The following is a 14,261-nucleotide window of genomic DNA, read 5'->3' as shown; positions in this document are numbered from 1 at the left end:
AAGCCGCCAACCACTTTCCGGTTTAAGCTCCTTCGAGGTGCACCATCAGCTCTTCCCATTCGGCAGTGAGTCGCTTCAATTCCTCGCGCAACCCCGCCGCCAGTTCCGTCAGCCGCTGCGTCTCCGCCGCCGAAACGTACACGCCCAACTGCTCCTCAGTATGCGCGATCGAAGCCTCAACCCGCGGAATCTCCTCTTCCAGAAACCCGCACCGCTCCTCCATCTGCTTCTGCTTGATCGGATTCAGGCGCCGCGAGCGAATGTTTTCCGGCCCGCCCTCAATCACGATCGTCGCACCGGCTGCCAGAGGGCTGGGCGCCACATGTCCATCATTCGAGGAGGTGGGTGCCCCGGGTCTCGCCTTTGAGGCCTGGGAACTGCTCTCACTCAGAACAACGAACTCAGGACTAGCTGCCTGAACGGCAAGCTCTTCCTTCTTCCGCAGATAGTCCTCGTAATTCCCCGGGTAGCTGGTGATCACGCCGTTCTCCACCTCGATCACCCTCGTCGCCAGCCGATCGATGAAGTACCGGTCGTGCGAAACAAAAACCACCGTGCCTGAAAACGCGGCAATCGCATCCAGCAGCACGTCCTTGGCCCGCATATCCAGGTGATTCGTCGGCTCATCCAGCAACAGAAAATTCGAAGGCGACACCAGGATCCGCGCCAGCGCAAACCGGTTCCGCTCTCCACCCGAAAGCACGCCCAGCGGCTTGAACACGTCATCGCCCGAAAACAGGAAACATCCCAGCAGCGACCGCAACTCCGATTCAGGCACCTTCAGCGCGGCGCGGCTGATGTCGTCCAGCATCCGCGCCTCGGGGTCAAGCACCTTGTACTGATCCTGCGCAAAGTACTCGCTGACCACGTTGTGGCCCATCTTGACCGTACCGGCCGTCGGCGTCTCCGCTTCACTTAGCAGCTTGATGAGCGTCGATTTGCCAGCGCCGTTTACGCCCACCAGCGCCACGCGATCGCCGCGCTCAATCGTGAATCGTGCATTGCTGAACACCAGCTTCGCCCCGTAGCTCTTCGCCAGTCCTTCGGCCTCCACCACCGTGCGCCCCGATGGCGGGGGCTGCGGAAACCTGAAATGAATCGCCGGCTCTTCTTCCAGAATCTCGATGCGCTCGATCTTTTCCAGTTCCTTGATCCTCGACTGCACTTGCTTCGCCTTCGTGGCCTGCGCGCGGAACCGGTTGATGAACGCTTCGAGATGTTCGATCTGATCGCGCTGATTCTTGTACGCAGCCGTCAACTGCGCACGCCGCTCATCCTTCTGCGAAAGGTACTTCGTGTAGTTGCCCTGGAAGATGGTGAGCCGCTTGTTCCAGATCTCGACGGTGCGATCGATCGTCACGTCGAGAAAGTAGCGGTCGTGGGAGATGAGGATGTACCCGAAAGGATAACTATGCAGATAGTCCTCGAGCCAGTTGCGCGTCTCGAGATCCAGATGATTCGTCGGCTCATCCAGCAGCAGCAGGTTGGGTTTCGCCAGCAGCAGCTTGGCCAGCGCGATGCGCATCTGCCACCCGCCCGAGAACTCGTCCACCTGCCGCGTCCAGTCCTCTTTGCCGAATCCCAGACCGGTCAGAACCGTTCCCACCTGCGCATCCAGCGCATATCCGTCCAGCGCATGAAACCGTTCCTGCACCATCGAGTAGCGCTCGGCAGCGGCCTCGTACTCAGCGCTCGCATGGTCCAGCTCCGACAACTGCGCCGCTGTCCGCTCGATCTCGCCTTCCATCGCCCGCAGCTCATCAAAGACGCTCAGGCACTCGTCAAACACCTTGCGCCCGCTCAGCCGCAGCCCTTCCTGCGGCAGGTATCCGATGCTCATGCCGCGCGTAAGCTGCATCGTCCCGTAATCGAGCGATTCAAGCCCCGCCAGCACCTTCATCAACGTGGATTTGCCGGTCCCGTTCGCGCCCACGAGCGCAGTCTTTTCCTTGCTGCGAATCAGCCAGTTCGCCTCGAGAAACAGCGTGCGAGGGCCAAACCGCTTGCCGGCATTTTGAAGAGAGAGCATTCCTCTCTCATTTTCGCAGAAGGATCGCTACTGCAGGTCGCCCGTCGGCGCCGGCGCCGCGGATGCGGCCGGTTGTGTGGGGCCTGGAGTGAAGCTCTTCAACGCCTCAAGATTGGCCTGCACCTTCTGCCATTTCCCCGGATCCTTCTTCGTCTCGTTCGGCGCCGACGCATTTGCATAGAAACCGAGAATGTTCGTCTGGAGCGCAGGCGTCGTCGCATCGAACTTCTTGTCGGCCAGTTGCGACAAAAGTTTCGCATAGGTGTCGTCGGCGAGCGTGTACTCTCCGGCGGCCGTCGGCTTCCCGCTGTCCAGATCGTCGTCCGGCAGTTTCGCCCTCCGGGCGCGCACTTCGTCCAGAAGAGAACCGTAGTTCTCAGCCGTCAGGTTGATGCTCGCGAAATACATGCTCTCTGTTTTCGCCGTCGGAATATTGAAGTCGAGTGCCTTTAGCGGGCCGATTTTCGGCAAAATCTTCAAGAGAACCGCCAGCAAGCGCTCGCCGAATCCGGCGCGATGGTAGTTCTTGCCCCATTGCTTCTCGTAGTCCGCTCGCGAAAGCCGGTAGAGGAAATTCTGCTTCTGGAAGTTCGGTATTTCGCGCATGATCTCTTTCTTGTGCGTGCGAAGCGCCACCTGGGTCATGTGCGGAATCAACGTGCTCACTGAATACCGAAACGATCCGATGGATAGGTCTTCATGCGGCAGCACATCCTTCAACTGCACTCCATATACCACGGGGAACACCCGCTCGAGCAATTCTTTCGATACCTCGAAACCGATGAAGTCGTGGTACTGCTGCGGTGCGTACCGCTCCTTCGCCACCTGCGCCATGTCAAAGCCGAACTCCGTGCGAATGTGAGCGGTCGTGTCTTGTGCGTAAAGAACAATGGGACCAAATTTCGCGCGAAGCTTGGGATACGCGATCGCGACAGCCTGGTTCACCGCAGGATGGCCCGAGATGTCTGAAGCGTAGTGAGACAAAGCGCCGAGCGCAAAAGCGTACTCATCCGCGGTCTGGCTCTCCTTAATGAGCTCCATCACAAAGTCGCCACTGCGCACATAGTGCACCAGGTCGCTGAACTCCTTGTTCCCGAACGGATAGTAGCCCATGTCCTGGATCACCGCTCCGCCATAAGCGTAGGCATGGGCCTCGCGCATCTGGTCGTCGGTCAGCCCCGGATAGCGCGCCAGGATCATCGGCCGCAGATGGTCGTTCCACAACAGATCGATAATCTCTTCATGTGTCAGCACGGAATAGGCGTGTGATGGTCTGCTGCCGCTCAGCAGCAGAAACACGATCACAAAGCCGCCAATTGTCGAACGAAACTTGCTTCTTCCGGAAAGGACGCGAGAATTGAATAGGTTGAACATAGATCAAACTTTCCATAGCCGAGACTTCGGGCGCTGAATTCTAAGCGGGAGTCTTCTCAATTGGATGCCCGCCGACAGATCGGCGTTGTCCTGACTGCGGCCTCGGCCTCGGACAATAACTCTCTTCCTCTTGGCGGGAGTGAGGCCACTCATGTAAAACAAGCGACGGGAGCCGAGATTCCCTCCGATCCACAACGCCTCCGTGAACAAGCTCTTCCCCAACCCGAAAGCCGCCCTCGAAGGCGTGGTCCACGACGGTATGCTCATGGCCATTGGCGGGTTCGGCCTTTGCGGCATTCCCGAAGAACTCATTCTTGCTCTGCGCGATACCGGCGTCCGCAATCTCACTATCGCCAGCAACAACGCCGGAGTCGATGGCGCCGGGCTCGGCCTTCTTCTCGCCACCCGCCAGATCAAAAAGATGCTCTCCAGCTATGTGGGCGAAAATGCCGAATTCGAGCGGCAGTTTCTGTCGAGCGAAATTGAAGTCGAGTTCTGTCCCCAGGGAACCCTCGCCGAACGTATGCGCGCCGGCGGTGCAGGCATTCCCGGCTTCTACACCCGCACCGGCATTGGCACCATCATTGCCGAAGGCAAGGAGCACAAGGACTTCGACGGCAAGACCTACATCCTCGAACGCGGTTTCGTTGCAGATCTGTCCCTTGTAAAAGCCTGGAAGGCCGACCTGCACGGCAACCTCATGTATCGACGCACCGCGCGGAACTTCAATCCCAATGCGGCCACCTGCGGCAAAATCACGATCGCCGAAGTGGAAGAAATCGTCCAGCCCGGCGAACTCGATCCCGACGAGATTCACACGCCGGGAATCTTCGTTCATCGCCTGGTTCATATTCCTCATCCCATCAAGCGGGTCGAGAAAAAAACCACGAGGGAGGGCTGAGGCGATGCCATGGACACGCAACCAGATGGCTGCACGAGCGGCGAAGGAGCTGCAGGACGGCTACTACGTCAACCTCGGCATCGGCATTCCGACGCTCGTCGCCAATTTCATCCCCAAAAACATTACCGTAACTCTGCAATCGGAGAACGGCCTGCTCGGCATGGGCCCATATCCGCGCGAATCCGAGATCGATCCCGACTTGATCAACGCCGGAAAAGAGACGGTGACATTTGTTCCGGGGGCGGCAACGTTTTCGAGCGCCGATTCCTTCGCAATGATTCGCGGCGGTCACATCGACCTCGCGATTCTTGGCGCCATGCAGGTGTCTGAGCATGGCGATCTTGCCAACTGGATGATTCCCGGCAAGCGCGTCAAGGGCATGGGCGGTGCGATGGACCTCGTCTCCGGTGTCCGCCGCGTCATCGTCCTGATGGAACACACCACCCCGGACGGAGGTCACAAACTGCTGCGCGCATGCACGCTGCCTCTCACCGGCAGCGCCGTCGTACATCGCGTGATCACGGATCTCTGCGTCCTCGACGTAACGCCTTCCGGCTTCGAGGTCTTCGAGTTTGCCGATGGCGTTAACCGTGAAATTGTCGAGCAGCGGAGCGGGGCGCCAGTGCATTTCAGTTAAATCGGAGAATGCGTCGTCACTGCTTCCAGACAGGCTTTCTCTTCTCCAGAAACGCCGACACGCCTTCGCGAAAATCCGCGGTTTCCCGTGATTCCGCATTGGCTTCGAGGGCCGCCATGATCGCTGCATCCAGCCACGCGCGGTTCTGACTCGCCAGCAACCGCTTGGTTGCTCGTTGGGATTCAGGACTGTTGGCAATCAAGGATGCAGCCAACGCCTGAACGCGCGTCATCAGATCCCCGTGCGCAACAACTTCATTGACGAGTCCCAGTCGCTGAGCCTCTTCTGCTCCAAAGATTCTGGCGGTCAGCAGCAAATCCCGGCATTGCCTGTCTCCCACCTGCAGCGCAAGAAACGCCGATACGAGAGCCGGAACAAAACCGATGCGCGCCTCAGTAAAGCCGAATTTCGCATCAGGCGTCGCCAATGTGAAATCGCAGATCGTCGCGAGGCCTGTGCCGCCGGCGATTGCCGGTCCATGCACTGCCGAGATCGTCGGAATGGGCAACTCGCTAAGCGTGACAAACAGCCGTGCGATCCGTTCCGCATCGATGCGATACTCTGCCGCGCTCTTGTCCCGCATCGCCTGAAGCTCTGAAAGGTCCAGCCCGGAACAGAACGCTTCCCCCGCGCCGGTGAAGATCAGTACGCGGCACCCACTCGCGACGGCCTCTTCCATCGCGCTGATCAACTCCGTCTGCATCTCGTGCGTCATCGCGTTGCGGCGCTCAGGACGATTCAGGGTAATCGTCCGAATCGAAGGTTCGTTCGTGATCAGGATTGTCTTGTAGTTCAAAATCCCGCCCTCCAGCGAATGGGAGCCCTATTGAACAAGCGATCCAAACCGGCTCGAAATCTGATTGCTTGCATCGATCAAACCGTTGAGAGATTTGAACGCCGGCAATTGCGCGCCGCACTGGCGCAACTCGGCAATCAGGATCTCCGTCGGAATATTACCGACCAGCACATCCTGCGCAAAAGGACATCCACCCAGCCCGCCGATTGCAGCGTCAAACCGCCGGCAACCCGCCTTGAATGCAGCCCTGATCCGTTCCGCGGCATCCAGAGGCCGGGCATGCAGATGCACTCCAATCTCTAGGCTCCCATACTCACCGATCGCGGCCAAAAGTACCTCCTCGATCTGAGCGGCGCTGGCGACACCAACCGTGTCCGCCAGCGAAACCTGCGTCACTCCACATTCGGCAATCAGATCGCAGGCCTGCAAAACTTCGTCGATGTCCCATGCGTCGCCATACGGGTTCCCGAAGGCCATCGACACGTACGCGACCACATTCCTGCCTTCGTCTCCCGCCAGCGTATAGATTGACTGCAGCGTATCGATCGATTGCTCCAGCGTCTGATGCTGGTTGCGGCGGAGGAACTCCGGTGAGATCGAATACGGAAACCCCAGAGTCTTCACACCTTCAGCGCCGACCGCTCGCTGCGCGCCCTTCTCATTGACCACGATGCCGATAATTTCTACATCAGCCGGCAATGAAAGCCCCAACAAGACCTGCTCCGAATCTGCCATCTGTGGCACTGCCAGCGGCGACACGAAACTCACCGCATCGATGTGCTTGAATCCCGTATCGATCAGCTTGCGAAGGTAATCCGCCTTCGCCTCCGCCGGAATCACTCCCGGCAGGCCCTGCCACGCATCCCGCGGGCACTCGACAATTTTGACCTCATTACCCATTCAATTCGCAATCCTTGCAGCAGCCGGCACCCAATGCTGCTTCTCCGCCAGCTACCCGCGCGACGGATAAACCTTGAGAATTTCCCTCGCAATCACCATGCGCTGAATCTCGCTCGTGCCCTCGCCGATGGTGCACAGCTTCACGTCACGATAATACTTCTCGGCCGGATAGTCCTTGATAAAGCCGTACCCTCCAAACAACTGCACCGCATCGTCGCAGATGCGCACTGCCACTTCGCTCGAAAATAGCTTGGCCATCGACGACTCACGCGTCACCTTGCGTCCGGCGTCTTTCAGAATCGCAGCCCGCTGGGTGAGCAGTCGCGCCGCATCGAGTTCCGTCGCCATATCGGCCAGCTTCCACTGGATTCCCTGGAACTCCGCAATCGCCTTGCCGAATTGCCTGCGTTCTTTCACATATTTCAGGGCGGCATCCAACGCACCGCGACCAATCCCGAGCGCCAGTGCGGCAATCGAGATACGGCCGCCATCCAGCACCCGCATCGCATCGATAAAGCCCTCGCCTTCCGCCCCCAGCAAATTCTCCTCAGGAATCTCGCAGTCCTCGAAAATCAGCTCGCTCGTGTCGCTGGCGCGCAGGCCCAGCTTGTTCTCCTTCTTGCCCGGACGAAATCCCTTCGTCCCCTTCTCCACAACAAATGCCGAGAGACCATGCGTGCCTTTGCTCTTATCGGTCGAAGCAATCACCACGGCCACATCGGCATAATGGCCGTTCGTGATGAAGGTCTTGTTCCCGTTGAGGATGTAGCGATCGCCCTTCTTCACAGCCGTCGTGCGCGAATTGCTCGCGTCCGATCCCGCACCCGGCTCGGTCAATCCCCACGCAGCGAGCCACTCGCCGCTCGCCAACTTTGGGACATACTTTTTCTTCTGTGCATCATTTCCCGCGAGGAAAATGTGGTTTGTGCCCAGCGAATTGTGTGCGGCGACGATAATCCCAATCGATCCATCCACGGACGCCAGTTCCTCGATCGCGAGAACATAATCGACATAGGCGAGCCCCGCGCCGCCATACTCCGGCGGGAAAATAATGCCCAGCAAACCCATCTGGCCGAGCTTCTTCACCACGTCGAGCGGAAATTCGCTGGCCTCGTCCCACTTCATCACGTTGGGAGCGATTTCGCGCGCTGCAAATTCGCGAATCTCGCGGCGAAGTGCCTCCTGCTCCTCGGTCAATACGAAGGGATACAGGCTTTCATTTGTTTCGCGCGCGACGCTCATGCTGTTTGGCTCCTTTACGTCCGGGGGTTGACGCCAGCCTACGCTGCTGACTGGTTAAGATGCCGGTTTATGAATGTCAGATTCTGGCCCGGGATGCTCCTCAGGTCTGCAGCACTCCTGGGTTGAACTTTGGTATATCGGGATTCATCGCGCATGCCTCAAGGGCGGTGATCAGCACGCCTCTCGTCTTTGCAGGATCGATAATCGCGTCGATCCAGAGCCGTGCCGCCCCATAACGCGGGTCGGCTTGCGCATCGTAGGTTGACTTGATTTCTTCATAGAGCGCCGCTCTCTCTGCTTCCGAGAGTACCTTGCCGCCGCGCTCCACCTGCCTGGCGCGAACCTCAGCCAGCGTACCCGCTGCCGACGCACCACTCATCACTGCATAGCGAGCCGTGGGCCAAGCAAACAGGAATCGCGGATCGTAGGCCTTGCCGCACATGGCATAGTGGCCCGCGCCAAAGCTGCCGCCGATGATCACCGTAATCTTCGGAACCACGCTGGTGCTGACCGCTGAAACCATCTTCGCGCCAGCCCGGATAATGCCCGACCACTCCGCATCCTTGCCGACCATGAACCCGTTCACGTCATGCAGAAACACTAGCGGCACCAGGTTCTGATTGCAATCCATGATGAAGCGCGCAGCCTTCTGCGCGCCCTCGGTGTAGATCACGCCGCCCACTTCAATCCGCTTCGCGCCTGCCTGCGGACCCATTGCGACGGTTTGATTCTGGTTGGTCTTCTGATTCGCGACAATGCCTACGGCGTAACCGCCAATCCGCGCATATCCGCACAGAACCGTCCGTCCAAATTCCGCTTTGTATTCGTCAAATTCGCTGCGGTCGGAGATGCGCGCGATCACGTCGCGCATGTCATAAATATTGCTCGTGCCGGGTGCAGGATTCAGCAGCCCATAGAAATCCTCGATCGAATACTTCGGCGCGTCATGCTTCGCATCGCAGGCCGTGCGGCTGAATCGCTGTTCCGCTCCCTCCGCCGGCTTCCTGCTGCCCAGCTTGTCCACCAGCGACCGCATCCGTGCGAGGCAATGGTGATCATCCGGCTCCTTGAAATCGACCGTGCCTGAAATCTCCGCGTGCATAGCGGCGCCACCCAGTTCTTCAGGATCGGTCTTCTGTCCGATGGCCGCCTGTACCAGCGAGGGGCCCGCGAGAAAGAGTCCTGAGCCCTCGGTCATCAGCACCGTATCCGTCATTACCGGTAGATAAGCGCCGCCGGCAACGCACATGCCCATAATTGCTGTGATCTGCGGAATGCCCAGCGCACTCATCACCGCGTTGTTGCGAAACACCCGGCCAAAATCGTCCGTATCCGGGAAAACATCCTCCTGCAAGGGCAGAAAGACACCGGCGGAGTCGACGAGGTAGAGCGTAGGAATCCGATTTTCGAGCGCAATATTTTGCGCGCGCAACACTTTCTTCGCCGTCATCGGGAAAAAAGCGCCGGCTTTCACCGTCGCATCGTTCGCAATGATCATGCAGAGCCGACCGCATACGCGGCCCAGTCCCGTGACAACGCCTGCCCCCGGCGCGCCGCCGTACTCCGCATACATTTCGAACGCCGCCCACAGCCCCAGTTCGAGGAATTCGCTGCCTTCATCCAGCAGCAGCTTCAGACGTTCCCTTACCGTCAGGCGATTCTTCGCGTGCTGGGCGGCTGCCGCCTTCGCTCCGCCGCCAAGACGAATGGTCTCTTCCTGCGATCGAATCGTAGCAAGTAATTCGAGCAGCGCGGTCCGGTTCGCCTTCGCGCGCGGCGATTGCGGATCAAAGCCGGAATCGATCACATTCTGAAGCTTCGAGCTTTCGGCCATTCCTCACTCACACAAACTCGCAGACTATAGCACCTTGGATGGTACCGGCGTCCACAACGTCACGCGGCACGTTGAACTTCACCCGAATCACGCTGCCCTTTTTGAACGGGCTCCCCTCCAATAGAGAAGCAGACCGATGAGGATAGAGACGGACGTGCCACCCACCAGTTGCAACTCGAAGCTGACTGCGCTCGACCCTCCGGGCGGCACAAAGGACAAGATGATTCCAATCAGGACGACAAGAAATCCAAGGGCGCCGCAAATCCACACGCCTGCAACGCCACCGGGCACCAGGACGGCGTGCGGATTCTCCTTGCGATCCTTCCGCGTCGCAAGCCGGATCACAGCAGCAAACATGTAGAGAAATGGAATGAAATAGAGAATGATCGCGGCGCTGACAACAAGTTGGTAACCAACAATAACGCTCTTCTGCCTGATCTGACTTAGAACCAGGATCGTGCCGGAAAGGACCGCCTGGACCAATATCGAAATATAGGGCGTCTTCCACTTCGGATGAATCTTGCCGAATGCCGCCGGCAGGTAGCGATCGATCCCCACCACGAACGGCACCCGCGCAATGCCCGCAACCGTACTGCCCACGCCGCCCGCATTGCCTACCGTCACCAGCATTGCCGCCAGCACACCGAGCAAGCCGATTTTCAAGGCCACAGATCCAACTGTGATCGCACTGAACACTCCGCTCTGCGGGTCAATGCTTGCCGCGGGCAATAGCGCAAGAATCGCAAAAGTGCCGCCGATGTACATGAGCGCAATCAGCGCCCCAGCGCCAAAAACCGCGCGCGGCAGCGTCCGCCGCGGATCACGCACCTCTTCACTCATCGCTGAAACCAACTCAAGCCCCGTGAACGCAAACGCAATCTGCGACCAGAAATTCACCGTGTCCCAGTTCCACGCCGGCATCATGTTCTGCAATGTAAAGTGCGTCGCCGACCCGTGTTTGAAAACGACGATCAGCGCCACAACCGCAAGGATCAAGAGCGGCAGGTAGGTGCCGACGCCTCCAGCATTTTGCAGCCACTTGCCGATATTCAGGCCAATGATATTCAGAACCACCGCAACCAGAAGTAATCCCAGCGAGACGCTCAGCAGGAACGTGCGGTCCTGCGCCAACTGAGCGCCGCGCCCACCCAGGATGTACGCAGCCATCGACGCACTGGCAAGCAACAGTCCAGGAAAATAGAAGACGGTGTAGATCCAGTACGTCCAGCCCGCGACGAAGCCGTGGAAGTCGCCGAAGGCTTCCTTGGACCAGGCGTAGAGGCCGCCCTCCTCTGGAAAGCGCGACGAAAGCTCATTGATGACGAGCGCACCGGGGACAAAGAAGAAGACCGCGGCAATCACCCACAAGCTGATCGACGATGTTCCGTTGTGCCCGGCGGCTGCAATCCATCGCGGCCCGAGCACCGTGGCGATGTTAAACAGCAGCACATCCCAGAAGCCCATGGTCTTGCGGAGCTGGGACTTGGTATCTTGCGGCGGAGGCGCAGGAAAGGTCATAGCCCCTTCGCGGCGCTGCGGCGATGGTCATCTTGCATAAGCGAACATCATAGTTGCCGCTGGTGGCAGGCACAAACTGGCCTGGCGGGGTTCCCGAGTCGTGAATTTCCACCCAAGCCGTAGAAAGAGATTGGTCCGGTCAATCCTTAAGGTGCGCGGCGCGGCTTGGGGTGTGCGGGCCGCATGGGACAGCCGGCCATGATGTGCAACCGAAAGGTTGCATGTCTGTGCGTCTTCAGAAAAAGCCGTTTTAGTCAAAGTCCTGATTTGATTTGAGTTGACTGGCGAGGGGGGCTTGTAAGCTATGGTAAACAAATAGCTTAATATCTAAAGTCCTCCTGAATTGCGGCTTAGCCGGATTTGCACTGTTTTTGGGCGTGCTTATATCGGATTGTGGTACGCTGACTCACCAGGGCGGACGGATCGGATCACGAGAGACTGTCCGGGTGTGGATTCTCGCCCGCCGGCTCGAGTCCTCATGCTGGCGGCCCTTTTTGTCCACACAGACAAGTGTAGGGAAGTGGGAGAAATAACCTGCAAAGTTCAGAAGATTTATTTTTGCAACGGAATGAGAGACATGGGGCGGATTTGGCGCGGGGGGATATTGACATCGGGTTGGGTGGGATCTTCGGGGGCGGCTATTCAAGGTCGTCACCGATCGGCCGAGGGGGGCTCCGGCAGTTTGGAGGTTGAGACTCCGAAGTGGCGAAGGTTCAGCAAAGGTCCGAGTGGGCGGTGACTTGACCGCAACCCCCGACGAGGGAACCTCCGATGACAAGACCCCGAGTTGTCACATGCGATCTTGCGGCGGCTAACTGGCTTCAGTTTGTCACAGCAGGTGCTGGCGCATCACAACCGGAAATCTCAGAAACGTGAACAATTTCCGTCCGATGCCCCGGCTTCCCATTCGGCCCTATCATCTCAATCTTTAGCTTCTGAGGCTTCAGCACGGGCTGCGATGCTTGCAGTACAACCGTGAAGGGCGCGTTTATGGCGGACCACAACTGACTTGCAGCTTCCGCAACTCCGGACGCTGACGACGGATGCGCAAGGATTCCTCCGGTTTCGGTCACAACCTTTTTGAAGTATCCCCGCCGTTTCTCGTCATCCGAATAATCGAGTACGAGACCAAAAACCGGAGGCCACCGATTCTTCAGAAACAGATCTATCGTTTGTTCAGGCGAGTGGTGGCTTTCGTTATCCTTGCCGTCGCTGAGAAAAATCAACACGGTGTTCGGATTTTTCGCCGCATTCGCTACCTCGATCAGCGTATCGTAAAGCGCAGTTCCGTCCATGCGGGGTTTAAGAGTAGCCAATCGCTCAAGCAATTTGTCTGTGGGTTCTCGACCACTGGCGAGATCGAAGACCTGGTAGTTAAACACAACCACACCGACCCTATCGCCGGCACCTCCTGTTAGTTGCTTCGCAGCTTCTAGGGACTGCTGCCACTCTGCTTTCATGCTGCTGCTAAAGTCAATCAGTACGATTGTCACTGGCTTCGGCGCATGTGTGACCGAAATGACCCTCGCAGGGCTAGTGCCAATCTTCGCGGTCAACTGTTCTGGCGTTAGACTCACCGCAGACCTCCAGGGATCGCTCCGCACGCGCACTGTCGTGGTCACCCGGCATTCCTGCCCCAAGCTGCCGAGAGTGCCGAAACAGAATACGCCACACGCAATCGCCAACAAGCGCCAGCCGTACCGCAGTTCCATAGTCCTTATACCCTCATCCTCAGCACCCTATACACAACGAGGGTGAAGTTCAAGCTCGTGGCTCATCCAATCAGGACGCAGGAATTGTTCAGCGGTCGAGTCTTGGCCAACTCGTCCCAATGCCGTCTCTTCGCCCCCAGTACCGGCGAGACGGCTGGGTTGGGGACGAGTTGGCGGTTATTCGACCGCGATTGGAGAATTGTGGTCCGTCCTCACCCTATTGCAGCTTTCCGCTGCGACTCGTCAATAGTGCTGGTTGTCGTTTCATTGCCAGCTAACGAATGGGCACTCCGCACTACATTTGGTCCCGAACATCAGGGTTAGGCCACTTCCATGCATACCAGACAATAAATGACATACACATAATTTCGATGGTTGCGAAGACTATGTAGTATGGACGCGGCTGTCCCCCTGCTATGACGGCCACCATATTTATTACGCCTACGATGATGTTTGCCCAGCGATTTGCCTTACGCTTCAATACCCGGGACAGAAGGACCAGAGCAATCGGCGTCTCCATTAATAATGCGCCTGCCAACAAACCTCCGGGAGGCAGGGGAGCGCCCTTCATTACTTCACGGATTGGTGACGCAGGGTCCATCAAAGAAATGATGTCCGCATAAATCATGTTAAACAGCACAAATATCCACAGTGTCGACAGTTTTACTTTGATATCCATTCCGGTAGTCTGTCTGTCTGCACTCATCGTCTCTCCTTTTTGAATTTAGCGAGCGTTCGAATCATGGGCGCATGCCACGCCAGGGTCACAGTCTGTCCGCTACGCTGGCCTGCTCCTTCCATCGTTGAACACAGCGGTCGTGAATCGTCAGCCGTCTCAGGACCAGATAAACGGAATAGTCCGTTGGATACTCATCAAGGTCGTCATCAAAGGCGCTCTGGAGTAGAAACCGCCTTCCCCGGTAGCGAAGTGAAATACATCGGGGCACATCGTAGAACCCGCCGTATGTGAAGGGCGTCATTTCAGCCATGAACAACAGTTTAGTTCGAGTTCCGAGCGCATTGTGGTCTACACTTTCCCAACTCATTTTGCACCAGAATTGGTAATGTCAGGATCGGCGGTTACACACCGTGCGCCGGGATAAACCGACGTGTTGCAGGGGTGCAAGTCCCTGCAGGAAAGGAAATAGCGAATCCATCCTGACCTCTAGTCTTGCGTGGCACATCGTGAGGTGTGTGGCGAAGCGTAGATCGAGGCATCGGTGGGCCGGGTGATTGAGCTTCGAAAAACCGCGGATCAGGATGCCGACTCCCTGGTGAGTAGGAGGAAGGCAATACGGCGGCTGCGTTATACGCGAGC

General features: G+C 57.9%; 11 protein-coding genes. 2 read left to right on the top strand and 9 right to left on the bottom strand.

Annotated features, from left to right (window positions below):
• Positions 1-22: 22 nt before the first annotated feature.
• Positions 23-2,029 carry a ribosomal protection-like ABC-F family protein gene (gene abc-f, locus WCA10_RS17850; protein WP_472823869.1) on the bottom strand — a complete coding sequence of 669 codons (2,007 nt, stop codon included), beginning with the start codon at positions 2,027-2,029 and terminating at the stop codon, positions 23-25.
• 27 nt (positions 2,030-2,056) lie between these two features.
• Positions 2,057-3,334: a zinc dependent phospholipase C family protein gene (locus WCA10_RS17845; protein WP_472823868.1), complete on the bottom strand. Its 1,278-nt coding sequence runs from the start codon at positions 3,332-3,334 to the stop codon at positions 2,057-2,059.
• Positions 3,335-3,605: 271 nt separating this feature from the next.
• On the opposite strand from WCA10_RS17845, the gene WCA10_RS17840 reads away from it, so the two are divergent.
• Together WCA10_RS17840 and WCA10_RS17835 are read left to right on the top strand one after the other, a co-directional pair.
• The gene (locus tag WCA10_RS17840) at positions 3,606-4,304 is read left to right on the top strand and encodes a CoA transferase subunit A (protein ID WP_472823867.1); all 699 of its coding nucleotides are present in this window, start codon (positions 3,606-3,608) and stop codon (positions 4,302-4,304) included.
• A gap of 4 nt (positions 4,305-4,308) precedes the next feature.
• A complete protein-coding gene (locus tag WCA10_RS17835) occupies positions 4,309-4,941 on the top strand; it encodes a CoA transferase subunit B (protein WP_472823866.1) in 633 nt (210 codons plus the stop codon).
• A gap of 16 nt (positions 4,942-4,957) precedes the next feature.
• Here WCA10_RS17835 and WCA10_RS17830 read toward each other — a convergent pair whose 3' ends face one another.
• The 7 genes from WCA10_RS17830 to WCA10_RS17800 form a co-directional block, all read right to left on the bottom strand.
• Positions 4,958-5,737 (bottom strand): enoyl-CoA hydratase/isomerase family protein, encoded by a 780-nt coding sequence (locus WCA10_RS17830; RefSeq protein WP_472823865.1) that lies wholly within the window; start codon positions 5,735-5,737, stop codon positions 4,958-4,960.
• A gap of 27 nt (positions 5,738-5,764) precedes the next feature.
• The gene (locus tag WCA10_RS17825) at positions 5,765-6,637 is read right to left on the bottom strand and encodes a beta/alpha barrel domain-containing protein (RefSeq protein ID WP_472823864.1); all 873 of its coding nucleotides are present in this window, start codon (positions 6,635-6,637) and stop codon (positions 5,765-5,767) included.
• Between the two features lie 51 nt (positions 6,638-6,688).
• A complete protein-coding gene (locus tag WCA10_RS17820; RefSeq protein WP_472823863.1) occupies positions 6,689-7,879 on the bottom strand; it encodes an acyl-CoA dehydrogenase in 1,191 nt (396 codons plus the stop codon).
• Between the two features lie 100 nt (positions 7,880-7,979).
• Complete coding sequence (locus WCA10_RS17815) at positions 7,980-9,713, bottom strand: acyl-CoA carboxylase subunit beta (protein WP_472823862.1); 1,734 nt, start codon at positions 9,711-9,713, stop codon at positions 7,980-7,982.
• Positions 9,714-9,800: 87 nt separating this feature from the next.
• Positions 9,801-11,231: an APC family permease gene (locus tag WCA10_RS17810; RefSeq protein WP_472823861.1), complete on the bottom strand. Its 1,431-nt coding sequence runs from the start codon at positions 11,229-11,231 to the stop codon at positions 9,801-9,803.
• A gap of 821 nt (positions 11,232-12,052) precedes the next feature.
• The gene (locus WCA10_RS17805) at positions 12,053-12,808 is read right to left on the bottom strand and encodes a vWA domain-containing protein (RefSeq protein WP_472823860.1); all 756 of its coding nucleotides are present in this window, start codon (positions 12,806-12,808) and stop codon (positions 12,053-12,055) included.
• 430 nt (positions 12,809-13,238) lie between these two features.
• Complete coding sequence (locus WCA10_RS17800; RefSeq protein WP_472823859.1) at positions 13,239-13,649, bottom strand: DUF6326 family protein; 411 nt, start codon at positions 13,647-13,649, stop codon at positions 13,239-13,241.
• Positions 13,650-14,261: the final 612 nt, after the last annotated feature.

Source organism: Occallatibacter sp. (assembly GCF_049582745.1).
GTDB lineage: Bacteria > Acidobacteriota > Terriglobia > Terriglobales > Acidobacteriaceae > Telmatobacter.
This window is presented reverse-complemented; position numbering and strand designations above follow the sequence as displayed.